The 24,897-nt window shown below is 68.4% G+C and carries 23 protein-coding genes and 1 pseudogene; 14 read left to right on the forward strand and 10 right to left on the reverse strand.

Going from position 1 to position 24,897, the window contains the following annotated elements; translation table 11 throughout:
- The 4 genes and pseudogenes from ACE3P2_RS06440 to ACE3P2_RS06455 form a co-directional block, all read left to right on the forward strand.
- Positions 1-306 (forward strand): annotated as a pseudogene (locus tag ACE3P2_RS06440) (threonine-phosphate decarboxylase); the annotation flags it as partial.
- 11 nt (positions 307-317) lie between these two features.
- Complete coding sequence (locus ACE3P2_RS06445) at positions 318-1,199, forward strand: cobalamin-binding protein (protein WP_374262345.1); 882 nt, start codon at positions 318-320, stop codon at positions 1,197-1,199.
- Positions 1,196-2,236, forward strand: coding sequence for a hypothetical protein (locus ACE3P2_RS06450; protein ID WP_374262348.1), 1,041 nt, complete (start codon positions 1,196-1,198; stop codon positions 2,234-2,236). Before ACE3P2_RS06445 ends, ACE3P2_RS06450 begins: the two co-directional genes overlap by 4 nt.
- Before the next feature lie 21 nt (positions 2,237-2,257).
- On the forward strand, positions 2,258-3,058 hold the full coding sequence (locus ACE3P2_RS06455) for a cobalamin-binding protein (protein ID WP_374262350.1): 801 nt from the start codon (positions 2,258-2,260) through the stop codon (positions 3,056-3,058).
- An 18-nt stretch (positions 3,059-3,076) separates the two neighbouring features.
- On the opposite strand, the gene rquA is transcribed toward ACE3P2_RS06455, so the two are convergent.
- The 3 genes from rquA to ACE3P2_RS06470 all read right to left on the reverse strand — a co-directional run bounded on the left by rquA (position 3,077) and on the right by ACE3P2_RS06470 (position 6,104).
- Entirely contained in the window at positions 3,077-3,763 is a 687-nt protein-coding gene (rquA, locus tag ACE3P2_RS06460; protein ID WP_374262353.1) for a rhodoquinone biosynthesis methyltransferase RquA, read from the reverse strand.
- A 152-nt stretch (positions 3,764-3,915) separates the two neighbouring features.
- A complete protein-coding gene (locus ACE3P2_RS06465; RefSeq protein ID WP_374262356.1) occupies positions 3,916-5,136 on the reverse strand; it encodes a benzoate/H(+) symporter BenE family transporter in 1,221 nt (406 codons plus the stop codon).
- Complete coding sequence (locus ACE3P2_RS06470; RefSeq protein WP_374262359.1) at positions 5,133-6,104, reverse strand: aldo/keto reductase; 972 nt, start codon at positions 6,102-6,104, stop codon at positions 5,133-5,135. Before ACE3P2_RS06470 ends, ACE3P2_RS06465 begins: the two co-directional genes overlap by 4 nt.
- Positions 6,105-6,218: 114 nt before the next feature.
- Here ACE3P2_RS06470 and ACE3P2_RS06475 point away from each other — a divergent pair, with 114 nt between their 5' ends.
- The 7 genes from ACE3P2_RS06475 (at position 6,219) to ACE3P2_RS06505 (ending at position 14,350) form a co-directional block, all read left to right on the forward strand.
- Positions 6,219-7,115 carry a LysR family transcriptional regulator gene (locus ACE3P2_RS06475; RefSeq protein ID WP_374262362.1) on the forward strand — a complete coding sequence of 299 codons (897 nt, stop codon included), beginning with the start codon at positions 6,219-6,221 and terminating at the stop codon, positions 7,113-7,115.
- A gap of 109 nt (positions 7,116-7,224) precedes the next feature.
- Positions 7,225-8,160, forward strand: a complete 936-nt coding sequence (locus tag ACE3P2_RS06480; protein ID WP_374262364.1) for an AEC family transporter — start codon at positions 7,225-7,227, stop codon at positions 8,158-8,160.
- Positions 8,161-8,216: 56 nt separating this feature from the next.
- Positions 8,217-8,921, forward strand: coding sequence for a DNA/RNA nuclease SfsA (gene sfsA / locus ACE3P2_RS06485; RefSeq protein WP_374262367.1), 705 nt, complete (start codon positions 8,217-8,219; stop codon positions 8,919-8,921).
- 157 nt (positions 8,922-9,078) lie between these two features.
- Complete coding sequence (locus tag ACE3P2_RS06490; protein WP_374262369.1) at positions 9,079-11,214, forward strand: DEAD/DEAH box helicase family protein; 2,136 nt, start codon at positions 9,079-9,081, stop codon at positions 11,212-11,214.
- A gap of 88 nt (positions 11,215-11,302) precedes the next feature.
- Positions 11,303-12,946, forward strand: coding sequence for a class I SAM-dependent DNA methyltransferase (locus ACE3P2_RS06495; RefSeq protein ID WP_374262372.1), 1,644 nt, complete (start codon positions 11,303-11,305; stop codon positions 12,944-12,946).
- Entirely contained in the window at positions 12,943-14,100 is a 1,158-nt protein-coding gene (locus tag ACE3P2_RS06500; RefSeq protein WP_374262374.1) for a restriction endonuclease subunit S, read from the forward strand. The genes ACE3P2_RS06495 and ACE3P2_RS06500 overlap by 4 nt, the downstream gene beginning before the upstream one ends.
- Before the next feature lie 55 nt (positions 14,101-14,155).
- On the forward strand, positions 14,156-14,350 hold the full coding sequence (locus ACE3P2_RS06505; RefSeq protein WP_374262376.1) for a hypothetical protein: 195 nt from the start codon (positions 14,156-14,158) through the stop codon (positions 14,348-14,350).
- A gap of 136 nt (positions 14,351-14,486) precedes the next feature.
- Here ACE3P2_RS06505 and ACE3P2_RS06510 read toward each other — a convergent pair whose 3' ends face one another.
- The 3 genes from ACE3P2_RS06510 to ACE3P2_RS06520 form a co-directional block, all read right to left on the reverse strand.
- Positions 14,487-14,954: a hypothetical protein gene (locus ACE3P2_RS06510; RefSeq protein ID WP_374262379.1), complete on the reverse strand. Its 468-nt coding sequence runs from the start codon at positions 14,952-14,954 to the stop codon at positions 14,487-14,489.
- A gap of 204 nt (positions 14,955-15,158) precedes the next feature.
- Complete coding sequence (locus ACE3P2_RS06515) at positions 15,159-15,668, reverse strand: PIN domain-containing protein (RefSeq protein WP_374262381.1); 510 nt, start codon at positions 15,666-15,668, stop codon at positions 15,159-15,161.
- Positions 15,649-16,728, reverse strand: a complete 1,080-nt coding sequence (locus tag ACE3P2_RS06520) for a helix-turn-helix domain-containing protein (RefSeq protein WP_374262384.1) — start codon at positions 16,726-16,728, stop codon at positions 15,649-15,651. The genes ACE3P2_RS06515 and ACE3P2_RS06520 overlap by 20 nt, the downstream gene beginning before the upstream one ends.
- Positions 16,729-16,928: 200 nt before the next feature.
- Between ACE3P2_RS06520 and ACE3P2_RS06525 the strand changes: the two genes are divergently transcribed.
- The 3 genes from ACE3P2_RS06525 to ACE3P2_RS06535 all read left to right on the forward strand — a co-directional run bounded on the left by ACE3P2_RS06525 (position 16,929) and on the right by ACE3P2_RS06535 (position 20,828).
- Positions 16,929-18,248, forward strand: coding sequence for a dicarboxylate/amino acid:cation symporter (locus tag ACE3P2_RS06525; protein ID WP_374262387.1), 1,320 nt, complete (start codon positions 16,929-16,931; stop codon positions 18,246-18,248).
- Between the two features lie 188 nt (positions 18,249-18,436).
- Positions 18,437-20,071, forward strand: coding sequence for an MASE1 domain-containing protein (locus ACE3P2_RS06530; protein ID WP_374262390.1), 1,635 nt, complete (start codon positions 18,437-18,439; stop codon positions 20,069-20,071).
- A 73-nt stretch (positions 20,072-20,144) separates the two neighbouring features.
- Positions 20,145-20,828: an ATP-dependent Clp protease proteolytic subunit gene (locus ACE3P2_RS06535; RefSeq protein WP_374262393.1), complete on the forward strand. Its 684-nt coding sequence runs from the start codon at positions 20,145-20,147 to the stop codon at positions 20,826-20,828.
- Positions 20,829-20,851: 23 nt separating this feature from the next.
- Here ACE3P2_RS06535 and ACE3P2_RS06540 read toward each other — a convergent pair whose 3' ends face one another.
- The 4 genes from ACE3P2_RS06540 to waaF are packed head-to-tail and all read right to left on the reverse strand — an operon-like array spanning position 20,852 to position 24,846.
- Positions 20,852-21,616, reverse strand: coding sequence for a polysaccharide deacetylase family protein (locus ACE3P2_RS06540; protein WP_374262395.1), 765 nt, complete (start codon positions 21,614-21,616; stop codon positions 20,852-20,854).
- 16 nt (positions 21,617-21,632) lie between these two features.
- Entirely contained in the window at positions 21,633-22,709 is a 1,077-nt protein-coding gene (locus ACE3P2_RS06545) for a glycosyltransferase (protein ID WP_374262397.1), read from the reverse strand.
- Entirely contained in the window at positions 22,706-23,794 is a 1,089-nt protein-coding gene (locus ACE3P2_RS06550; protein WP_374262400.1) for a glycosyltransferase family 4 protein, read from the reverse strand. The genes ACE3P2_RS06545 and ACE3P2_RS06550 overlap by 4 nt, the downstream gene beginning before the upstream one ends.
- A complete protein-coding gene (gene waaF / locus ACE3P2_RS06555; protein ID WP_374262403.1) occupies positions 23,791-24,846 on the reverse strand; it encodes a lipopolysaccharide heptosyltransferase II in 1,056 nt (351 codons plus the stop codon). Before waaF ends, ACE3P2_RS06550 begins: the two co-directional genes overlap by 4 nt.
- Positions 24,847-24,897: the final 51 nt, after the last annotated feature.

Genomic DNA, 24,897 nt, shown 5'->3' on the forward strand with positions numbered 1-24,897 from the left:
CGGGCGGTATGCACCGCCGCGCTGGACGACGTGGCCTGGCAGGCCGCCGCCCGCCAACAGCTCGCCGCCGCCAGCCGGCGCCTCGCCGGGCTGCTCGATCGCCACGGCCTGCGCGGCGGCAACGGCACCGCGCTGTTCCAGTGGCGCCCCCGCGCCGACGCCGCGGCCATCCACGCCGCGCTGGCCAGCCAGGGCATCCTGACCCGCCTGTTCGACACTCCCGCCGGCCTGCGCTTCGGCCTGCCCGGCGACGCCGCCGCCTGGGCCCGTCTCGACGCCGCCCTCGCCCGCCTCCACCTCGACTGAACCGCCCGCCCATGCGCCCCCTGTTCCTCGCCCCACTCCTCGCCCTCGCCCTCGGCGCGCCCTGCGCCCGCGCCGCCATCGACCTGACCGACGACCAGGGCCAGCCGGTACACCTCGACAAGCCCGCCACGCGCATCGTCAGCCTCGCGCCGCATATCACCGAGATGCTGTTCGCGGCCGGGGCCGGCGAGCGGGTGGTCGGCGCCGTGCAGTACAGCGATTACCCCGAAGCGGCAAAGAAGATTCCCCGCGTCGGCGGCTACACCACGGTGGACATGGAAAAGGTCGTCGCCCTCAAGCCCGACCTGGTCGTCGCCTGGAAGAGCGGCAACCGCGACGCCCAACTCGGCAAGCTGCGCGCGCTGGGCATCCCGGTGTTCGTGAACGAACCGCGCAAGATCGACGACGTGGCCAGGAGCGTCGCCCAGCTGGGCAAGCTCGCCGGCACCGGCGCGGTGGCCGACGCCGCCGCCCAGGGCTTTCGCAAGCGCCACGCCGCGCTCGCCGCGAAGTACTCGACGCGGCCGCCAGTGCGCGTCTTCTACGAAGCCTGGAACCGCCCGCTGATGACGGTGAACGGCGAACACCTGATCTCCGACGTGATGCGCCTGTGCGGCGGCGACAACGTCTTCGCCAAGCTGCCGATGCTGGCGCCGACCATCGACGCCGAGGCGGTGCTCGCTGCGACGCCGGAAGTCATCGTCGCCAGCGGCATGGGCGAGGGCCGGCCGGAATGGCTCGACGACTGGCGCCAGTGGACCAAGCTCCCGGCGGTGGCCCGCGGCAACCTGTTCTTCATCCCGCCCGACCTGATCCAGCGCCACACCCCGCGCATTCTCGACGGCGCCGAGCGCCTGTGCGGCCAACTCGACGAAGCGCGGAGCCGGCGATGACCCCGCGGCGCCTGGCCCCGACATTCCTCGCCGCGCTGCTCGCCGGACCGGCGCTGGCCGCCGACGGCGGGCCGCTGCCCGGCGAGATCGTCACCCGCATCGGCCAGATCGCGGCAGTCCCCGCCGACGCGCGCAAGGTGCCCGGCTACGCCGGCGCCTGGCGCAACGCCGACGCCCAGGACAAGGTGCTCGCCCGTCTCGCCGCCCTCGAGGCCCGCGCCACGCCCCCTTGCACCGACGTGAAGGTGCTGGCCACCGTCCAGGCGGCACCGGATCTGATCGAGACGCGGCCGGTCCGCATCCACCACGCCCTCGACCGCTGGACGGTGCAGGCCTGCGGCAAGACGCGCGAGTACGACGTGTGGTATCGCTTCGAGCGCAACAGCTCGCAGCTGGTGGTGGCCGAACACGGCGCGGGCGACTTCCAGGCCACCCTCGACCCCGCCTACCGCCGCCTGCGCGAGCTGGCCGAGGCGCGCCGCAACGAGGAGCGCGGCGGCATGGTACGCTGGCTCAACCTGCCCGTGCCGCCCGACAGCGTGCCGGCCGCAACCACCGGGGCCAGCGCCGGCGGCGCGTGGAGTGCCGACTTCGTGCCGCTGGGCGAAAACGGCCGCGACTGGACCCAGCTCGTCGCCGTGCAGGGCCTGCCGCGCAGCCGCGGCGCCGGTCAGGCACTGGCCCTGCTCGAAGGCATGCAGGCCGCCCGCGCCCGTCGCTGCGGGGTGCCGGCCGGCACCGTCGAGGCCCTCGGCTGGGGCGATGGCCGGCAGGGCGGCGAAACCCTGCAGACCGTGCTGATCTGCCCCCAGGTGCCCGACACCAACTTCGCCGAGCTGGCCGTGGTCAAGGCCATCGAGGGGCCCGACTACCTCTACGTGATCCAGCGCGCCTGGCGTCAGCCGGCCGGGACGCTGGCCCAGGTGCGCGCCGACGGCGCCGGCCCCCAGGCCGCGGCCGAAGCCTTCCTGGCTCAGGTGCGCCTGTGCAACCCGGCCGTCGACACCGCCGCCTGCCCGGCGCCCTTTCCCCGCTGAATTTCCGATCCGGTCCCGCCCATGCCCCGCCTGCCCGAACGCATCGTCTGTCTGTCCACCGAAACCGTCGAGGTGCTCTACCTGCTCGGCGAGGAGGCGCGCATCGCCGGCATCTCCGGCTTCACCACCCACCCGCCGCGAGCGCGCAAGGAAAAGCCCAAGGTCAGCGGATTTTCCAGCGCCAAGATCGAGCGCATCCTGGCGGTGCAGCCCGACCTGGTGCTGGCCTTCTCCGACCTGCAGGGCGACATCGCCCGCGATCTGGTCAAGGCCGGGGTGGCGGTGCATGTGTTCAACCACCGCAGCGTCGAGGGCATCCTGGCGATGGTCGAGACGGTTGGCCGGCTGGTGGGCGCCGAAGCCCGCGCGCTGCAGCTCGTTGCCGAGCTGGAGCAGGCCATCGCCGGCGCCCGCGCCGACGGCGAGGCTCGCGCGGCACGCCTGGGGCGGCGGCCGAAGGTGTATTTCGAGGAGTGGAACGAGCCGCTCATCACCGGCATCCGCTGGGTCTCGGAGCTGATCGGCATCGCCGGCGGCGAGGACTGCTTCGGCGAGCTGTCGGTGCATCCCAACGCCCGGGAGCGCATCCTGGCCGACGCGGCGGTGGTGATTCCCCGCGCGCCGGACGTGATCGTCGGCTCGTGGTGCGGCAAGCATTTCCAGCCCGACCACGTAACCCGCCGCCCGGGCTGGGACGCGATCCCGGCGGTACGCGACGGGCGGGTGTTCGAGGTGAAATCGGCGATCCTGCTGGCGCCCGGCGTGGCCGCGATCCGCGAAGGCCTGCCGGCCCTCGCCCGCTGCCTCGACAGCCTGGGCTGACGCGAGACGCCGCGCGGATCAGGCGCGGCGCACGCCCACGACTTTCTGGTACAGCCCGCCGAACAGGGTTTCCTTGCGCCACTCGAAATCGGCCGTCTCGGGCACCAGGGTCTCGATGGATTCGGCCAGCAAGGAATTGGCGAAGGGCTCGAGGTAGCGGAACACGAAGGCCATCGCCGGCCCCATCGGGTGCCACCAGCGCGGCTGGTGGTAATCGACGAAGACGATCTTGCCCCCCGGTCCGACCGCGTCGAGCAGATTGGCGACGATGCGGCGACGCGCCGGCGCCGGCACCTCGTGGAGCAGGAAGAAGCAGCACACCGCGTCGAAGCGCGTCCCCACCGGCTGGGTGAGATCGGCCACCTGGGCGTGGGCGTGGGGCCACGGCGCCAGCTTGCGGCGGGTGTTGGCGATCTGGATCGGCGCCACGTCGAGCACCGTGAGCTGGCCCGCGTCGCCCAGCCGGCGCGCCAGCCGCGGCGAGAAATCGCCATACACCGCCGCCGCCTGAAGCACCCGCTGGCCCGGCTCGAACTCGGCCACGGCGGCGGACATCAGGCGGTCGGCGTTACCCCACAGGATCGCCGACACCACGACCGGGCGGTCGAGCCACGGCACGGTGCGGTGGTCGAGATAGGCCCAGGTGTAGGTGTCGCGCAGGTAGTCGGGGACGGGCGGCGTGGCGGCGGGGGAACGATCGGACATGGCGGAGTGGATGGCTGCGGTGGGCGATCTGGCGACGGCGCGAAACGCGCCGACATCCGCAACGATACAGCATTGCCGACCTACCCACTAATGAGTAGCGCCCCGCGGGCCGGTGCGGCGGGCGGGGCGCGGGATGCACGGCCGGACGCGCCTCAGCGGGCGGGCGCGGGCTTCACCCGGTGCAGCACCACGTAGGCGGCCAGGCCGATCACCACGCCCCAGAACGCCGAGCCCAGGCCCAGGAAGCTCATCCCCGACGCAGTGGCGAGAAAGGTGATGACCGACGCCTCCCGGTGGTCTTCCTGGTTGATGGTGCCCATCAGGTTGGCGGTGATCGCGCCGATCAGCGCGAGGCCCGCCAGCACCGCCACGAACTCCTTCGGCAGCAGGGTGAACAGCGACACGATGGTGGCGCCGCAGAAGCCGCCGATGAGATAGAACACACCGTTGGCGATGCCCGCCACGTAGCGCTTGGACGGGTCTTCGTGGGCATCCTTGCCGGTGCACAGCGCCGCCGTGATTGCCGCGATGACGATCGTGATGCCACCGAAGAAGGCCACCACTGCCGACGCGACGCTGGTCGCCATCAGGATCGGCTTGGCCGGTGTCGGATAGCCCGAGCCGTGCAGGATCGCCATGCCCGGCAGGAACTGGCCGGTGAGGCTGACGAGGATCAGCGGCACGGTGAAGCTCAGGGTCGAACTCCAGGTCCATTCCGGCGCGATGAAGATCGGGGTGGCCAGCGACAGGTGCACGCCCGACAGATCGGCGCCGCCGATGCCGACCGCCAGCCCGACCCCCACCAGCATCACCAGTACCATGCAGTAGCGCGGCACGTAGCGCTTGAGCAGCAGGTACGCGGCCACCATGCCGAAGGTGAGCAGCGGCATCGAGCCCGCCGCCTTGAAGGCGTTGGCGCCGAACTGGAACAGGATGCCGCCCATCATGCCGGCGGCCACGCCCTTGGGCACGTGCCGGAGCAGCTTGTCGAAGTAGCCGGCGACGCCGATCACGAACAGCACCGCGGCGGTGGTGAGGTAGGCCCCCACCGCCTCGTTCAGCGACAGGCCGGGGAACAGCGTGACCAGCAGCGCCGTGCCCGGCGCCGACCAAGCCGTGACCACCGGCACCTTGAGCACCCACGACAGGAAGATGCCCGACAGCGCCGCGCCGATGGAGATCGCCCACACCCACGAGGAGATCATCTCGGGCGACACGCCGGCCGACTGGGCGGCCTGGAAAAAGATGATCAGCGGCCCGGAATAGGAAATCAGCACCGCGAGGAAACCCGCCGTGACCGACGAAACCGACCAGTCCTTGGTAATCATTGTTGTGGTGTTCTCTGCGGGGTTGGGGAGCGCGCGGGTGCTCATTCGTGGCCTGCGACCGGGCGCGGACGGTAGGGCGCCTCGAGGAGGGCGATCTCTTCCGGGGTGAGCTGCAGCCCGATACCGGCCACCGCGTCGGGCAGATGGTGGGGCTTGGAGGCGCCGATCAGCGTCGCCGTGATGCCCGGCCGGCCGGCCACCCAGGCCATCGCCACCTGCGCCGCCGGCACGCCGCGCGCCGCCGCCACCTGCTGCACCGCCTCGACGATGGCCGCCTCCATCGCCTGCTGGTTGTACCAGCCGTGGGCGAGGGTGTCGGTCTCGTCGCGCTTGGTGCCGCTGCCACGGCTACCCGCCAGCAGCCCGCGGGCCAGCGGCGACCACGGGGTGACGGCGATGCCCTGGTCGCGGCACAGCGGCAGCATCTCGCGCTCTTCCTCGCGGTAGGCCAGGTTGTAGTGGTTCTGCATCGACACGAAGCGGGCCAGGCCGTTGGCCTGCTGGAAGGCCAGCAGCTTCATGAACTGCCAGGCGTACATCGACGAGGCGCCGATGTAGCGCGCCTTGCCGCTCTTCACCACGGTGTCGAGCGCCTCCAGGGTTTCCTCGATGGGCGTGTCGGGGTCGAAGCGGTGGATGATGTAGAGGTCCACGTAGTCGGTGCCGAGGCGCCCCAGCGAGGCGTCGATGCTGGCCAGGATGTGCTTGCGCGACAGGCCGCGGTCGTTGGGCCTGGCGCTCATCGGGTAGAACACCTTGGTGGCGATCACCACGTCGTCGCGGGGCACCATCTCGCGGATCGCCCGCCCGAGCACGGCCTCGCTCTCGCCGAGGGAATACATGTCGGCGGTGTCGAAGAAGTTGATGCCCAGGTCGAGCGCCTGCCGGATGAAGGGCCGGCTGGCCGCCTCGTCGAGCACCCACGGCCGCCAGCTCGGCGTGCCGTAGGTCATGCAGCCCAGGCACAGGGGCGACACCTTCAGGCCGCTGGCGCCGAAACGTACGTAATCCATGATTCCTGCCTCGCAATACGGGATGTCCGCCGAATTATGGGTGTCCCCCCGGCATTGATAAATGCACGATAAACAGCAACACTGTTCATCCAGCAGAAACAATCGGAGCCCGCCATGGACCGCTTCCAGGCCATGCAGCTATTCACCCGCATCGTCGAGCTGGGCAGTTTCAGCCGCGCCGCCGAGAAGCTCGACCTGCCCCGCGCCTCCGCCACCCAGATCATCAAGCAGCTCGAGGCCCACCTGGGCGTGCGCCTCCTGCAGCGCACCACCCGGCAGGTGCGCACCACCCTCGATGGCGACGCCTACTACCAGCGCTGCGTGGCGATCCTGGCCGACATCGACGACGTGGAAGCCTCGTTCACCCAGGCCGCCAGCCACCCCCAGGGCCGCCTCAAGGTGGACGCCTCGGTCTCCTTCGGGCGGCTGGTGCTGATCCCCGCCCTGCCCGAGTTCTGCGCCCGCTACCCGCGCATCACCGTGGACATCAGCGTCACCGACCGCCAGATCGACCTGATCCGCGAAGGCGTCGACTGCGTGCTGCGCATCGGCGAGCTGCGCGACTCGTCGCTGGTCGCGCGCCGCCTCACCAGCCTGCAGCAGGTGTGCTGCGCCAGCGCCGCCTACCTGGCCCGGGCCGGCACCCCGACCCGCCTGGCCGATCTCGCCCACCATCAGGCGGTGGATTACCTGTCGGCCTCCACCGGCAAGTCGGTGCCCTTCGAGTTCAGGGTCGCCGGCAAGGTCGAATCGCTCACCCTGCCCCACACCCTGGCGGTGAACAACGGCGACGCTTACGTGGCGGCCTGCGAGGCCGGCTTCGGGCTGATCCAGGTGCCGGTCTATCACGTCACCCGTCAGCTCGCCGCCGGCACCCTGGTCGAGGTCCTGCCCGAGTTCCGCGCCCCGCCGCTGCCGGTCAACCTGCTCTACCCCCAGAACCGCCACCTCTCGCCGCGGGTGCGGGTCTTCGTCGACTGGCTCGCCGAAGTGTTCGCCCGCCCGACCTGACGCCCCGCCACTATTCCGGCGGCGCGAACAGTGATGTTCATCGAAGCGATTTATCCTCGCGGGCCCAGGCCCTAGAATCCCCAGCCTGCAACCCTGCGTCGAGACTCCCTTGCTGACCATCCTGGGCATCACCGGCCCGATCTTCCTGCTCATCGCGATCGGCTTCGCCGCCGTGCGCCTGGGCCTGCTGACCCGCGCCGAGATGCGCCCGCTGGGCGTCTTCGTCATCAACGTGGCCCTGCCGGCGCTGCTGTTCAAGGCCATGTCGGCCCGCGCCCTGGGCGAACTGGTCAGCGGCCACCTGCTGGCGGTCTACACCGCCGGCTCGCTGCTCGCCGCCGGCATCGTGCTCGCCGTCAGCGGCTTCGCCCGGGGTCGCGGCCTGCAGGCCGGCGCGGTGCACGCCCTCGGCGCCTCCATGTCGAACAGCGCCTTCATCGGCTACCCGATCGCTCACCAGGTGTTCGGACCCGTGGCGGGCAGCGCGCTCGCCGTCTATGCCCTCGTCGAGGGGCTGGTGATGATGCCGCTGCTGCTCACCCTCGCCGAAGTGGCCGGCAGCGGTGCCCAGCGCTGGACCACCGTGCTGCGGGAGATCCTGCGCCGCCTCACCCGCAACCCTTTCATCCTCGCCATGTCCGCCGGCGTGGCCTGGACCGCCACCGGCCTGACGATGCCGCTGCCCCTCGCCAAGGCCATCGACATGCTGTCGGTCGCCTCCGCGCCGGTCGCCCTGTTCTGCATCGGCGGCACCCTCGCCGGGCTCAGCCTGCGCGGAATGCTCGGCGACATCGCCTTCATCGTCGGCGGCAAGCTGCTGCTCCACCCCCTGTGCGTGTTCGCGCTGCTGTGGGCGTTTCCCGGCAGCGACCGCCAGCTCGCCAGCGCCGCCCTGCTCAACGCCGCCATGCCGATGCTGTCGATCTACCCGCTGCTATCGCAGAAGTTCGGCCACGAAGGCGTCAGCGCCGCCGCCCTGGTCGCCGCCACCAGCGCCTCCTTCGTCACCATCAGCGCCCTGCTGTGGGGGCTCGGCATCGGCTGAGGCGCCGCGCCGGGCTGGTAAGCTGCGCCCGTCACCCCCGACCCGCCGCCCCGCCCATGCGCTTCCCCGCCCCGCTCCTCGAAGGCCGCCTCGTGCGGCGCTACCAGCGCTTCCTCGCCGACGTGGACACGCCCGCCGGCCTCGTCACCGCCCACTGCCCCAACACCGGCTCGATGCAAGGCTGCAAGGACGCTGGGATGCGGGTGTGGCTGTCGCCCGCCGACAACCCCGCGCGCAAGCTCGCGTGGACCTGGGAACTGGTCGAGACCGCCCCCGGCGTGATCGTCGGCGTGCACACCGGGCGCAGCAACGCCCTGGTGCGCGAGGCCATCGAGGCCGGCACGGTGCCCGAACTCGCCGGCTACCCGACGATCCGCCCCGAACAAAAGTACGGCGAAGGCAGCCGCATCGACCTGCTGCTGCAAGCCCCCGGCCGGCCCGACTGCTACGTGGAGGTCAAGAACGTCACCGCCGCCGTCGAGGGTGGCGTGGGCTACTTCCCGGATGCCGTCACCACCCGCGGCGCCAAACACCTGCGCGAGATGTCCGCGATGGTCGCCGCCGGCCACCGGGCAGTGCTGGTGTTCTGCGTGCAGCGCGGCGACGTGACCGAAGTGCGCCCCGCCGACCACATCGACCCCGCCTACGGCCAGGCCCTGCGCGAAGCCCTCGCCGCCGGCGTCGAAGTCATCGCCCTGGGCGCCACGGTCTTCCCCGACGGCATCGCCCTCGAACGCCGGCTGGCCGTGGTGGTGCCGTAAGGCACGCACCCGTCGTTCGGATTGCCGCGCTGTCGGACTGGGGGCCGACCTGCAAACACGCTGCACCGCCCTGGATTTTCGGCCAGCGGGTGGCGCATCCAGCGAGACAGGCGACCGACGCGGGTAAGATGGCGGCATCCTCGGAAGGTCTGCGTCCATGAACGACAACGAAGCCCGTGCCCGCATCCTCATCAACACCCAGCTCACCGATCAGGGCTGGAACATCCATGACGCCAACGCCGTGCGCTACGAAGTGGCGCTCGCCGATGGTGGCTTTGCCGACTACGTGCTCTACGACCGGCGCGGTCGTCCGCTGGCGGTCATCGAGGCCAAGCGTTTTTCCATCGATCCCCGTTTCGCCGCGGCCCAGGCCCGACGCTACGCCCAGCAGCTCGGTGTGGCCTACGTCTTTCTGGCCAACGGCCGCGAAACCCAGTTCTGGGAATGGCAGGCCGAAGCCCATCCCCGGCCAGTCAAGACCTTCTTCAAGCAGGACGACCTCGAACGCCGGGCCGCCACGCTCCAGCTGCGCCGCAACCCGCAGGATGTGCCCACCGACACCCGCATCGCCGGGCGCTATTACCAGATCGCCTGCATCGACGCCCTGTGCCGTGAGATCGGCCTTGGCCGGCGCAAACTGCTCGTCGAGATGGCCACCGGCACCGGCAAGACGCGCACCGCCGCCGCCTTCATCAAGCGCCTGTTCGAAGCGCACTGCATCACCCGGGTGCTCTTTCTGGTGGACCGCAACCCCCTCGCCATCCAGACCATCGACGCCCTCACCGAACACCTGCCCGACTACCCCGCCTACGTCCAGCGCAGCGGCCAGCGCTTTCAGGACGAAAAGAACATCACCGTCACCACGCTGCAGAGCATGGTCAACATCTACCGCGATTACTCCCCCGGCTATTTCGATCTCATCATCAGCGACGAATGCCACCGCAGCATCTATGGCAAATGGAGCGGGGTACTCAAATACTTCGACGGCATCCAGCTCGGGCTCACCGCCACCCCCTGCGTGGCGCCGGCGGCCGACCCCGGCGACGACGAAGACCAGCTCTTCGTGCGCGACACCCTGCGGTTCTTTGAAGTCGATCAGCCCACCTACTCCTACACCCTCAAGCAGGCCATTGCCGACGGCCATCTCGCGCCCTACCAGATCTACCGGGCCAAGACGGTGCTCACCGCGGCCGAGGGCGGCTTTCCGGTCAAGCGCGACGAACTCGACTGGCACGGCATGGATGCCGACACCCGCGCCGAACTCGAACTGCTCTTCGGCACCGAAGACACCATCGTCGTCGACCCTTCCGCCCTCGAACGCCGCTTCACCATCCCCGAGCGCAACCGCGCCATCGTCCGCGAGTTCCGGCAGGTCTACGACAATGGCTACATGGATGGCGCCGGCGTGCTGCGCAAGCCGCTCCTGGGCAAGACCATCGTGTTTGCCGTCACCAAGCGCCACGCCGCCACCCTGGCCGAGATGTTCGACCACGCTTTTGCCGATCTCAAACCCGACCCCGCCACCCGCTACGCCGATTACGTCGTCTCCGACCTCGGCCCCGACGACGAAGCCGACGCCTACACCAAGATCCGCCGCTTCAAGAAAGACAAGTTTCCCCAGATCCTCGTCTCGGTGAACATGCTCGACACCGGCTTCGACTGCCCCGAGATCGTCAATCTTGTTTTCGCCCGCTTCACCCGGTCGAGCATCCTCTACCAGCAGATGCGCGGCCGCGGCACCCGCAAGCTCCCTGGCAAGCCCATCTTCACCCTGTTCGATTTCGTCGGCGTCACCGATCTCCACGGCGACGCCGACACCTGGGGCGAAGGCGGCGTGGTCACCGAGCCGGCACGCAAGCGCTACCAGCCGCGCCGCCTGCTCGGCCTCGACATCCACGACCAGATCGACCCCGCCAGCCGGGGCTGGATGACCCTCGACGAAGACGGCAAGCTCGTCATCCCCGGCGCCGTCGAAGCCCGCGCCGCCGAACTCGGAGCGCAGTTCGAAGCCTGGCTGCTCCGCCAGACCGGGCTCGATGCCGAACAGGAACGCTGGCTTGCCCTACTCGGCAACCAGATCCGCGCCAACGCCGACAGCCTCGACGCCCTCCAGCCCGAGCACTTCGCCTGCTTCCATGTCTTCGAGCAGCTTGGCGGCCTCCCCGGCGCCCTGCGCATCTTTGGCGGCCCCGCGCCCCTCGATGCCCTGCTTGCCGGCCTCAACGCCGCCCTCTTCGGCACCGACGATGGCTCGCCCCCGCGCCCGGGCGACGCCCCCGCCGCCAACCGCTGAAACCCCGCCGGCCCACCGCCGGCATTGACCTCGCCGTCCTGTTTGCCACAATGGCGGCCCTTTCGACGTTCCCGCCAGCGCCCATCCCATGCCCCTCACCCCCGACATGCGCCGGTCCATCGACCAGATCCGCGACTACCTCTTCGGCGGTGGCTACCCCGATCCCGTCAGCAACGCCGAACAGCTCTCCTTCCTGTTCTTCTTCTACCTCGTCGAAGGCATCGACGCCGCCAACCAGAGCAAGGCCAAGGTCCACAAGCTCGCCTACACCCCCTTGTTCGATGGCGACTGGACCCTCAAGAACCCCCTCAACGCCCCCGCCGAAGGCGTCACCACCATCCCGCGCTCGCGCTTTCGCTGGTCCGTGTGGGCCAAGGGCCTGAATGGCGAAGCCCTGGTGCGCTTTGTGCGGGATGAAGTCTTCCCCTTCTTTGCCGAACTCGGCCAGCGCACCGCCCACAACTTCATGGACGGCGCCCGACTCACCATCGACGAACCCACCGTGTTCACCCAGGTCGTCAGCCTCGTCGACGGCCTGCGCCTCGACCAGTCCGACGCCGACACCAAGGGCGACCTCTTCGAACACGTCCTGCGCCAGATCCGGCAGGCCGGCGAGCTCGGCCAGTTCCGCACCCCGCGCCACATCATCCGCGCCATCGTCGAGATGATCGACCCGCAGCTCGGCGAAACCATCTACGACCCCGCCGCCGGCACCGCCGGCTTTCTGGTGGCCGCCTACAACCACCTGCGCCTCGCCCACTCCAGCCCCGCCGCCATCCATGAAGACGAAGTGGACGGCAAGCGCCAGCGCCGTGGCTACGGCGACCGCCTCTCCGGCCCCGAAGTCGCCCGCCTGCAGACCGGCACCTTCTACGGCAACGACGTGGACCCCAAGATGGTCCGCCTCGCCACCATGAACCTCACCCTGCGCGGCCTGCCCGACGTGCGCATCCTCAAGCGCAACGTGCTCACCCGCGCCCTCGATGCCGCCGAGAAGGCCGAACTCGGCCTGCCCGAGCGGGGCTACGACGTCATCCTTGCCAACCCGCCTTTCTCCGGCCGGGTGGACAAGGCCCGCATCATCGAAGACGTGAAGGTCGGCACCACCACCGCCACCGAGCTGCTCTTCCTCAAGTACATGCTCGACAGCCTGCGCGAAGGCGCCGCCGATGGCGAAGGCGGCGGGCGCTGCGGGGTGATCGTGCCCGAAGGCGTGCTGTTTGGTTCCACCGGCGCCCACCGCGAGCTGCGCCGCCAGCTCATCGAGAACAACCGCGTCGAGGCCGTGCTCAGCCTGCCCGGCGGCGTGTTCCAGCCCTATTCGGGCGTCAAGACCTCGGTGCTGTTCTTCCGCCGGGGCGGGCGCACCGGGCAGGTGCTCTTCCTCCACGCCGACCACGACGGCTACAAGCTCGACGCCAACCACGACGCCCCGGTGGCCGACGACGACCTGCCCGCCCTCGCCGACGCCTACCGCCGCCGCGCCGCGCTGGCCGCCACCTGGGCCGCCCGCGATCCCGACGCCGAATGGACCGAGAAGTGGTGGTTTGCCGACACCGCCCAGCTCCGCGCCAACGACTTCAACCTCTCCGCCGGCCGCTACCGCCCCATGAGCCGCAGCACCGTCGAACACCGCGACCCCCGCGAACTGCTCGCGGAACTGGCGGCGATCGAAGCGGAGATAGCGGAGGAGGTGGAGGGGCTGCGGGGGTTGCTGGGGGAGGGGGTATGAACGCTTGGCCAATAGCCTGTCTAGCCGATATTGCGGACATCACGATGGGGCAATCCCCACCAGGTGAAACTTACAACGAGAGGGGTAACGGCTTGCCATTTTTTCAAGGTAAGTCGGAATTTGGAGAGACATATCCAATACCGCGTAAATGGTGCAGTGAGCCAAAGAAGGTCGCTGAGCCAGGGGATATTCTTATTTCGGTTCGGGCACCTGTTGGGCCAAGCAACCTTGCCGACACCCGTTGCTGTATTGGTCGCGGACTAGCATCAGTACGTGCAAAAACCGATTTTCTTGATGTTCAGTATCTTAGGTATTGCATACGTCACGCTGAGCCAACGCTCGCTAGCTTGGGACAGGGTTCTACTTTTGCAGCAATCGGAAGGACAGAGCTGGCATCGACAAAAGTCCCGGTCCCCCCGCTCCCCGAACAACGCCGCATCGTCGACATCCTCTCCCGCGCGGAAGGCATCGTCCGGCTGCGGCGGGAGGCGGAGAAGAAGGCCGCCGAGCTGATTCCGGCGCTGTTCATCGAGATGTTCGGCGACCCGGCGGCGAATCCGAAGGGATTGCCGCTTGTGCCGCTCGGGGCGCTGCTGGAGGACGGGCCGCAAAACGGTTTGTACAAACATAGTTCCCATTACGGCGAGGGAACGCCCATCCTGCGTATTGACGCCTTCTATGATGGCCGTGTCCGTGACATGGCAAGCCTGAAGAGAGTTCGGGTTTCAGAAGACGAACGCCACAAGTTCCGCCTGAATTCGCGTGACATCGTGATCAATCGGGTCAATAGCGTTGAATACCTCGGAAAGAGCGCCATTATTCCGCTTCTTGTGGAACCAACGGTATTCGAATCCAACATGATGCGGATGACGTTGAATGAAGGGCGTGTTTTTCCGGAGTTTCTGATAGAGCTTCTGCAAACGGCGTATGCCAAAAGGCATTTTCTCGCCAATGCGAAGCACGCGATCAATCAGTCAAGCATCAATCAGCAAGACGTAAAGACAATCGCGGTTCCCTTGCCCCCCATCGACCTCCAGCGCCAGTTTGCCCAGCGCGTCGAAGCCATCCGCGCCCTCCAGGCCCAGCAAGCCGCCGCCACCGCCAAGGCCCAGGCCAGCTTCGACGCCCTGCTGGCCCAGGCTTTCCCGGCCTGAGGCGGCGTCGCGGGCGTTGCCCGCACCCCCGATCCAGCCCTTAACTGAACCATTGATGCTTTTTGCTGCATCGATGCAGTTCCGAACTCCGGCATTGCTGCAAAAAGCATCAATGGTCCAGTTCGGAACTGCACCGATGCACTTGAAAGCTGCATCGGTGCTGCTATCAAGTGCATCGGTCCAGTTGATAACTGCGTTGCCGCTGCTTAAAGCAGCAACCGCGGAGTTCGGAACTGCATCGATGCAGTGATGTGCTCCGGTGCCCGTCCGGGATGCGGCGAGGGCAAAAAAAACGCGTGCCCAGGGCACGCGGTAAAGGGAAAGGGCAGGAGGGGCCCGTTCCAGGTCAACGGGGGCGGGCCTGCCGGGCTGCGGCCCGGTGGGGTTCAGGCGTCCGGGGTGGTGGGCTTGGCCCTGGGCTTGCGGGTGCGCACCGAGATCGCTTCCTTGAGGGCTTCGAGGGCGGCGCCCTTGCCGGACACCTTGGCCAGGGCATAGCCGTCGTAGGAGGCGCTGAGGACATCGCTGCCGAGGGCCATCTGGGTGTCCTCACCCTTGGAGAGCAGGGCGCGCAGGCGCTGGATGCGCGGGCGCAGGGTATCGAAGGCAAGCATGTCGCCCTGGGCTTCGGCAAGGTCGAAGGTGGAGGGGAGCATGGCCTTGCTCTGATCCAGCACGATGAGCGTCTGGCGGCAGAAGGCTTCGGATTTGTCTCCCATCTTGGGCAGCTTCTGGCGCTGCTCGGGGGTGAGTTCGATGAAGTTGGCGAAGTGCTTTTCGAGGGTGTCGAGGGCGGCGTCGATGGCGGCCACGGCGTCGGCGGTGAGGTCGAGGGAGATCAGGTTCTGGCTCATGGGGTGGAATCCTGCATTGATCGGAGGGTTGCACCCGTGCCGGGCGCAGGACGGGATTCTAGGCGAAAGAATGCGATGGGGATATATGCCATTAGGAATAGGCGCGCGGGGGCGGGAGGCTTCTCGCAAGCCGGGCGTGCGTGTTCGTGCTGACGTGGTGGATTACACGTCGGATGAATGCCTCGCGTCGATGGTTACGAGGGGTCAGCGAAGCGCGTTGAGGATTCTCTCGGCTTCGGGCCACGGCAGGCGCCGCTTGCCCGATTTCATGCGGTCGAGCACGAGGAGGGCGGCATCTACCGTCAGCAACTGGTGCTCGATCATGGCGCACAGCAGTCCGATGGTGCCCATGACAGCGACTTGCTCAGAATCGGCAACAAGGCGCAGGTTGGTGTCGCCTGTCAGCAGCGTGCAGTCTTCCTGCTTTGCAAGGGCTAGCGCCAGGTAGTCGTTGTGGCTGGGTTTGGCGCCATGGCGTGCTGGGAGCTGGTGGTTGTAGCGACCTGGCAGTTGCTGAGCATAGGCCACAAAATCGCCGCGGACCTCCATGATCTGCAGGCCCAGTGCTTCGAGCTCCGGGCTGCCGGGCTCGATTTCTTCGTAATAGAGCAGGTCAGGAATGCCAAACTGCATCGGAAGCCGGAAGAGCGTTTCCATCAACGCGCCGGATTCCATGTCGATCAGGATGTTTGCATCACTGATGAGCAGGCGCATCTGCCGATTCCAGTTGGCGTTCTTTGTGGAAGCGCATCATTGGGATGCCCAGCAGCTCCGCCGCCTTGCCCTCGGAGATGTATTGCTCGGCCAGGGCGCGGTACACCAATTGATCGAACAGGCGCGGGTGTTCTTGCGGCAGCGCCTGGCCAGGTTCGTTCGTGCGCCAGCCTTTGGCAGAAAACCGCTTGAACATCGACAGATGGGTCGCGTCCGTGATCACGCCACACTGTTTGGCGCGTTGCAGCCATCCGGCCATCGACAGACCGAACTCGTGTTTGAGCACGTACAACTCTTGCCATTCCAGCGCGTGGCGGTGCTGCCCGAGCGACTGCAGCACTGAAACCCGTGGTGCGAGGAATGCACCCGCAAAGCGGTCGCAAGCCTTCTCTTCGTTCAGGTCGTCGGCCAGTCGTCCATCCAGCAGCAGATGTCCCAGTTCATGTGCCAGCGTGAATCGCTGCCGATCACCCGGCCACCGTTGGGAAACGGCAACGACCGGATACTCGCGGCCGTCTTCTGTTCGCGCCCGGGCGGTCAGGCCGGAAAACCCCGGATTCTCTTCGTCGACCACGATCACCAGCAGGCCCAGTCCTTCAAGGGTGTCGGTGAGATCGGCGATCGAGTTCATGCCCAGCTGCCACGCGTTACGCGCCGTATCCGAGAATGCATCGATCTCATCCAGCGAGGCGATGTGTTCGGGCAGGTCAGCGGGTGGGGCAAAGGCTGGAAACGGTAGCTCGGGAAAGGCGCCGAGCAGTTCCACCCGCTTTTCCACCAGCTCGACGACCTTGATCTGCAGGGCATCCTGCGCTGTCTTGCCAAAGGTTGAGCGTTTGCGGAACTCGGATTGCAACAGTTCGACTGAATGCGTTCGGAAAAAATATTCTGTTCGAATGCCGCAGGCGCGTGCCAGCTTGAGGAGCTGTGACGAAGATGGGGTGAGGAGACCTTTTTCGTACTTCTGGATGGCGGTGTGAGAGACACCAACCTTTTCACCCAGCGCACCCAGGGTAAGCCCGGCGGCCAGTCGTGCTTGACGAATACGATCGGCAATCATGGGCGCCTCCTTGGATGTGGGTTTAAAAGAATCATAATTATAGGGAATTTTTAAACCTTCCGGGGATGTCGACTGCATCGCCCGGCGCCCCTCGGTTTTCCACAATAGGGCCGCCCCCAATGTGGACGATCACAATTTTCCGCTTCTCCCGGCGTCGCCAAGATGGCGACATGGAATCAACCGCCGGAGGAGAAGCCGTCATGGAACAACAGAAAAAGCAACCGTTCTACAAGATCCTGTACGTACAGGTGCTGTTCGCCATCGTGTGTGGCGTGCTGCTGGGGTATTTCGAGCCCAAGCTGGGGGTGGACTTCAAGCCCCTGGGCGACGGCTTCATCAAGTTGGTCAAGATGATCATCGCGCCGGTGATCTTCTGCACCGTGGTGCATGGCATCGCCGGTATGCAGGACATGAAGAAGGTCGGCCGGGTGGGCGGCAAGGCGCTGCTGTACTTCGAGGTGGTGTCGACCCTGGCGCTGGCCATCGGCCTGGTGGTGGCCAACGTCGCCCAGCCGGGCGCCGGCTTCAACGCCGACGTGAGCACCCTCGACACCAAGGCCATCGGCGACTACACCGCCAAGGCCAAGGCGCAGAGCACCACCGAGTTCATCCTCAACATCATTCCCGCCACCTTCGTCGATGCCTTCGCCAAGGGCGACATCCTGCAAGTGCTGCTGCTGGCGATCCTGTTCGGCTTCTCGCTGGCCGCGATGGGCGACAAGGGCAAGCCGGTGTTCGACTTCGTGGAGCAGATCTCCCACGTGATGTTCGGCATCGTCAATACCGTGATGAAGCTCGCCCCGCTGGGCGCCTTCGGCGCGATGGCCTTCACCATCGGCAAGTACGGCGTCGCCTCGCTGGTGCCGATGGCCAAGCTGATGGGTGCGTTCTACCTCACCTGCTTCCTGTTCGTGGTGCTGGTGCTGGGGTCCATCGCCCGCTATACCGGCTTCTCGATCTTCAAGTTCATCAAGTACATCCGCGAGGAACTGCTGATCGTGCTGGGCACCTCGTCCTCCGAATCCGCCCTGCCGCGCCTGATGCACAAGCTCGAGAAGCTCGGCTGCGCCCGCTCGGTGGTCGGCCTCGTCGTGCCCACCGGCTACTCCTTCAACCTGGACGGCACCAACATCTACATGACGATGGCCGCGCTGTTCATCGCCCAGGCCACCAACACCGACCTGACCCTGACCCAGGAGCTGTCGATTCTGATCGTCGCGATGCTCACCTCGAAGGGCGCCAGCGGCATCACCGGTGCCGGCTTCATCACCCTGGCCTCGACGCTGGCGGTGGTGCCGACCATTCCGGTGGCCGGCATGGCGCTAATCCTGGGCATCGACCGCTTCATGAGCGAGGCCCGCGCGCTGACCAACTTCGTCGGCAACGCGGTGGCCACCGTGGTGGTGTCCCGCTCCGAGAACGAACTCGACATGGCGCAGATGCACGCCGTGCTCAACGGCCAGGGCGTTGGCGAACCGGCCGCGGCGGCCATGACGGCGACCGTCGCCGCCACCCGCTGAGCATTCCCGAATCCCATTGGCAAACCGGCCCGACTCACGTCGGGCCGGTTTTTTCACATCTGAGCGTGACGCATTTGTGACGCCGGCGGGCGCGCACACCCTTCGCGGGTTGTGTCGCCCCGCCGCGAGCGGTGACAATGCGCAGGATTTAACAATTCCCTTCACTTTCCCCTCACCCGACCTCCGGCATGATTCGTGACGTAAAGGCCGCTGCGCTCGACTGGCTGCGCCTCTTGCCCTTGTTCGCCGGCTTCGTCGGCCTGTACGTCGCGCTCGACAAGGTCAGCTTCGGCCATCCGCTGTTCGGCCTCAACATCACCCCGTGGAACCCCGCTCCGGCGCTCGGCCTGGTGCTGGTGATGCGCTTCGGGCAGGCCGCCTGGCCGGCCCTGGCGCTGGCCGTGGTGCTGGCCGAAATCTTCGTTCACGGGAGCATCGCGCCCGGCGCGACGGAGATCGTCTCGGGCCTGCTGCTGGCCGGCGGCTACGCGCTGCTCGGCCAGAACCTGGCCAACCGCCTGCCCCGCGACGCCCTGCTCGACGACCGCCGCACCCTGGTGGCCTGGCTGGTGCGCGTGGCGATCGGGTCGCTGATCATCAGCCTGCTGTACCTGTTCTCGCTGCGCGCCTTCGGGGTGCTGGCGCCCTCCGGCTGGTGGCCGGGGCTCAAGCACCTGTGGGTGGGCGACGGCGTCGGCATCGTGGTGATGATGCCGCTGCTGCTGTGGCTCACCAGCAAGCGCGGGCGCCGCCGCCTGCGCCGCTCGATCTTCAACCGCGAGGCCTTCGGCTACCTGCTGCTCGGCGTCGCGTCCCTGTGGCTGGCCTTCGGGGTGGGCGGACACAGCGGCTTCAAGCTGTTCTACCTGCTGTTCCTGCCGATCATCTGGGCCGCCGGCCGTCACGGCATGGCCGGCGCCATCGTCTGCGCGGCAGGGCTCCAGGTCGGCGTCATCGTCGCGATGCGGGTGCTGCAGTACAGCGCGGTGACGGTGGCCGAACTGCAGATCCTGGCCATGGCGATGGCGGTGGTGGGGTTCTTCATCGGCGCGGTGGTCAACGAGCAACGCCGCACCAACGACGACCTGCGCCACAGCCTGCGCCTGGCCGCCGCCGGCGAAATGGCCGGTGCCCTCGCCCACGAGCTGCACCACCCGCTCACCGCCCTCAGCGCCTACGCCGGCGCCTGCGAACGCCTGGTCGAGCGGGGCGAAACCGGCGAACAGCTGCAGGCCGCGGTGCGCTGCGTCAAGCGCGAGGCGGTCAAGGCCGGTGAAGTGGTGCGACGCCTGCAGGATTTCTTCCGCACCGGCGAGCCCCAGCCCGAATCGGTCCGTCTGGCCGATCTGGTCGAGGCCGCGGTGGCGCCCTACCGGGTGCGCGCCGAGCAGGCCGGCATCCGCCTGCGGGTGGCGGCGATGCCCGAGGTGACCCTGCTGGTGGACCGCCTGCAGATGGAAGTCGTGCTGCGCAGCCTGCTCGCCAACGCCTTCGAGTCGGTGGCCGACAGCCCCCGACAGCCTCGCCGGGTGTGGGTGGCGGCCTGGAAGGAAGGCACCGAGCTGGCCTGCCTGCGGGTCGAGGATTCGGGCCAGGGGCTCAGCCCGGAACGGGTGAATCACCTGTTCGAGCCCCAGGAGGCGATCAGCGACGGCGGCCGCGGCTTCGGCCTGGCGATCAGCCGCGCCATCGTCGCCACCCACGGCGGTCGCCTGTGGGGCGAGGTGGCCAACCACGGCATCTTCAAGATCGAGCTGCCGATCATCGGCAGCGACGGCCTGCCGCCGCCGACCGAGCCGGTGTTCTCCGAGAGCGACATCTGAGCAAAGCGCGCCGTTGAAGCGCGTCCGGCACGGCTGCATACTGGCCGGGTGTCAGTCAGCGGAGGATTCCGTCATGGTTCAACGCAACCCCGCGCCGTGCCCCGAGCCCGACGACGAGGACGTCCTGCCCTTCGACGGCCTGGTGCGCTACGAGCGCCACGTGCCGATCCACCAGGTGTCCTATTACCTGTGCGGCGAGCTGCAGGCGCCGCAGTTCTACACCGAGCTGTTCTACACCCTGCGCACCGCCGCCGAGACCGACCTGATCTACCTGCACATCAACTCGCCCGGCGGCGATTTCAACACCGGCCTGCAGATCATCAACAACATGCTGGCCTCCGAGGCCCACGTGGTCACCGTGCTGGAGGCGCGGGCGTATTCGATGGCGGCCTTCATCTTCTTGTCGGGCGACGAGCTGATCGTCCACGACAACTGCCAGCTGATGTTCCACACCTATTCGAGCAGCTTCGCCGGCAAGGGCAGCGAGCAGATGGCCGAGGTGCACGCGCTGGGGAGCTGGTTCGAGAAGGTGACGACGCGCATCTGCACGCCTTTCCTGAGCGCCACCGACATCGCCCACATCCTGCAGGGCAGCGACCTGTGGATGGATTCGGACGAAATCCGCCGCCGCCTCGGGCGCATCAAGCCGCCCACCCGGACGCCGCGCAAACCTGCCGCCAGGCCGGCCTCCGATGCCCAGGCCAAGGCCACCGACGCCCCGCCGCGCCGCAAGGCCGGCAAGCCGAAGGACGCCTGAGGCGCCGCACGCCTGGCCGCGTGTCAGTCGTATTCGGCGCGGCGGATGATGGCGTGCTTGGGGGTGTTCTTGACGTGGATCTTCCACCACACGCCGGGCAGCGTGTCGCCCCAGGCGATGGCCTTGCGGGGCAGCGTGAGCGGGTCGTCGGCGGGGGTGGCCGGGGCGCGCTCGCAGGTGGTGGCGGTGATCCAGCCGGCCTCGGCGCAGGCCGCCACGCTGCGCATGTCGTGGCTACCGAAGGGGTAGCAGAAATGGCGCATCGGCTCGCCGAGGGCGTCTTCGAGGATCGCCTTGCTGCCCGCCACCTCGGCCTTCACGGTGGCGTCGTCCTGCTGGGCGAGGCGCACGTGATTGACCGAGTGGCCGCCGAAGTCGCAGCCCTCGGCCCGAAGCGCGCGGATGCGCGCGGCGCTCATCAGCGGTGGCGTCGGGCGGTTGTCACGGGCGAACCACGCAGACGGTTTGCCCAGCAGCCCGGCGATCAGATAGACCATCGCCGGAAAACCGTGCTTCTGCAAAATTGGCCAGGCGTGGTCGGCGAAGTTGTCGTAGCCGTCGTCGAAGGTGAGCGCCACTGCCCGTGGCGGGATCGGCGCCTCGCCGCGCACGCAGGCCAGCACCTGATCCATCGACAGCACCGTGTAGCCAAAGCGCTTGAGGAAGGCCATCTGCGCGGCAAAACGATCGACCCGGCAGTAGGTGGAGCGGTGCTTCGCCATCTCGCCTTCGAGGGTCGCGAAGGGGCCGACCTGGTGGTACATCAGGATGTTGATGCCGTGGCTCATCGAAGGTGCTCCGGAATCAACCGCCGCCGGCGAGGCGGGCGTAGAGGGCCTGATACTGGCCGATGACCGTGGCCTCGCCGAAATCCTCGGTGACGCGCCGGGCGCCGGCGGCCGCGAGGGCCTGCTGCAGCGCCGGGGCTTCGATCATCTCGCGCAGGCCGCTCGCCAGCGCGGTCGGGTCGTCGCAGGGCACCACGATGGCGTCCTCGCCGGGGCGGGCGATCTCGCGGGCGCCGCGGAAGGCGGTGGCCACCAGCGGCTTGCCGTAGGCCCAGGCCTCGAGGATCACGTTGCCGAGGGTTTCCTCGTCGCGGGACGGGAACACCACCATGTCGGCCACGTGCAGCCACTGGGCCGGGTCCTGCTGCCAGCCGGCCCACACGATGCGCTCGAAGATGCCCAGCTGGCGGGCCTGCGCTTCCAGCGCCGGGCGCAGCGAGCCGTCGCCCAGCAGGATCAGGCGCAGGCGGCGGCCGGCGAGCTCGGCCGGCAGGCGCGCGAAGGCGTCGAGCAGGTTGGCGTGGCCCTTCACCTTCACGAAGCGGCCGGGGTGGATCATCAGCCAGTCGTCGTCGCGGGCGTCGATCTGGCGGCGGATCGCGTCCATCGCCGCCGGGTCGGGCGGCGTGGCGGCGTCGGCAAAGTTGGTGACGTGGAAGACGCGGTCGGCCGGCAGCCCGCCCTTCACCATCCAGTCGCACAGGCCGCGGGTGTTGCCGATCCAGGCGTGGGCGTGGCGGAAGGGGTCGAGCTTGTAGTAGCCGCCCAGCCGGGCGATGTGCACCTGGCCGAGGCCGCGCTTGAGGTGGGTGAGGCGCGTCGCGCGGCCCATGTAGGTCTGCACGACGGGGGCGTGGCTGGCGCGGGCGTAGCGGCTCACCTGCCAGCGGGAGTATGGGTCCCACACCGTGCGCATCGGCAGGCCGCCGGTGGGGATGCCGGCGAGGTGGTGGGTGGCGAGGTCGCCGCCGGCGCGCACCAGCGCCTGCACGGGCTCGCCGGCGCGTTGCATGGCGCGCAGGAAGCGCACGAACCAGCGTTCGGCGCCGCCCATTTCGCGGGTGCCGATGATGTGGAGCGACGGAATGCTCATTGCGGGCCTCCCAGCACCCGGCGATAGACGGCGAGGTTGCCCTCGACCATCGCGTCGATGGAAAACTCAGCCAGGATGCGCGCCCGGCCGGCGGCGCCGAAGCGCGCGCGCAGGGCCGCGTCGGCGCACAAGCGGTCGATGGCGGCGGCGAGCTGGGCTTCGTTGCCGGGTTCGATCAGGAGGCCGGTGACGCCGTCCAGCACCGCCTCGGGCAGCCCGCCGGCGCGGGTGGTGACGATGGGCACGGCGGCGGCCGAGGCCTGCAGCAGCGACACGCCCAGCCCTTCCATGTCGGCCGGGTGCACCAGCAGGTCGAGCCCGCCCAGCCAGCGCGGCAGATCGTGGCGGAAGCCGGCGAAGCGCACCGCGGCATCCAGCCCGCGGCTGTGCACCTCGGCGCGCAGCTCGGCCTCCAGCGGGCCCTGGCCGAAGATCAGCACGACCAGCTTGGGGTGCTTTTCGAGCAGGCCCGGCAGCACGGAGAGCAGGTAGCGGTGGCCCTTGCGGGGGATCATCTGCGCCACCACGCCGGCGACCAGCGCATCGGCGGGCAGGCCGAACTCGGCGCGGAAGGCGGCGCCATCGACTGGCGCGAGGTAGGGCGTGGCGTCCACGGCGCTCCTCACGCAGGTGACCTTGCCCGGCGCGAGGCCTTCGGACAGCAGCACCTGGCGGATGCCCTCGGAGATGGTGATCACGTGGTCGTAGAGGCGGTACTTGATCGCCACCGCGAGGCGGGATTCGGGGTTGTCCACCCGCCTTGAGAGCACGCAGGGCACGCCGGCGAGCTTTGCGGCGAGGCCGCCCCAAGTGTCAGCGCCGCGGCGGCTGTGCAGATGCACGAGGTCGGGCCGCTCGGCGCGGATCAGGCTGGCCAGGCGCAGCACCATGCCCGGATCGCCGTCGCCGCCCATCTTCATCGGCACCACGCGCACGCCGGCGGGCTGCTGGCGGGCAGTGTCGCTGCCGGTGGGGCAGGCCAGCAGGTTGTCGATGCCGCGGGCGGCGAGGCCCTCGACGATGTACTGCACCTGACGCGCGCCGCCGTACAAAAACTTGCCGGCTTCCACGTGGAGGATTTTCATTGCGCGCCTCCGACGGCCAGCATGGCCTGGGCGCGTTCGATGACCATTTCCGGGGTGATGTCGCGCAGGCAGGTGAACTTGCCGCCGCAGGTGGGGCGGCGCTTGCAGGGCGAGCATTCCAGCCCCAGCCAGATCACGCTGCCGGTGGGCCGGCCGGTGTTGGTGTAGGGGCAGGTGGAGCCGAAGATGGCGACGGTGGGCTTGGCCAGCGCGGTGCCCATGTGGGTGAGGCCGGTATCGACGCCGATCACCAGCGCCGAGCGGGCGATCACGGCGACGGCTTCGGGCAGGCGGGTCTGACCGGCGAGATTGACGATGCGCGGGTCGGCCGCGGCGATGCGGGCGGCAGCTTCGACGTCGGCCGGGCCGCCGAGAATCACCGGCGTGAGGCCGGTGGCGTCGATGAGCTGGGGGGCGAGCGCCTGCCAGGCGTCCTCGAACCAGTGCTTCTGCGGGCGGGTGGTGAAGGGCGCGAAGACGGCGTAACGGCCGCTTGCCTGACCGTGCAGCCCGTGGGCGGCGAGCTTGGCCACGGCGCTGGCGTCGGCCGCCGGGGCGACGTGAAGCGTGGGCAGGAAGTCGCCGGCATCCACGCCCAGGTGCCGGGCGAGGAACTGGTATTCGGAGCCGATGCGCTTGATCTCGCCGCCACGGGGGATGACCTCGGTCATCAGCAGCTGGCTGCCTTCCTTCGAGCCGAGGCCGATGCGGCGTTTCGCGCCGGAAAGCCAGGTGATGAAACCGCTTTTTAGCAGGCCCTGCAGATCGAGGGCGACGTCGAATTTGCGGGCGTGGAGCGCCCGCCGCAGAGCGAGCACGCGGCGGGCGAGTTCGAGCTTCTGGCCGTTCTTCCAGAGCTTGACCCACTCGGCTTTGCTCCACGTGATGACCTCGTCGATGGCCGGGTCGGTGAGCAGCAGTTCGTGGATGCCCGGCTCGACCAGCCAGGCCACGTGGGCGTCGGGGTGGCTGCGCTTGATGGCGGCAGGCAGCGCCGAGGCGAACACCACGTCGCCGATGGCCGAGCTGCGGACGATCAGGATGCGCTTCACGCGGCGGCTCCCCGGGCCGTGGGGCGGCAGGACGGGACGCGGGGGCGGAAG

The organism is Zoogloea sp. (genome assembly GCF_041911615.1).
Taxonomy (GTDB): Bacteria; Pseudomonadota; Gammaproteobacteria; order Burkholderiales; family Rhodocyclaceae; genus Zoogloea.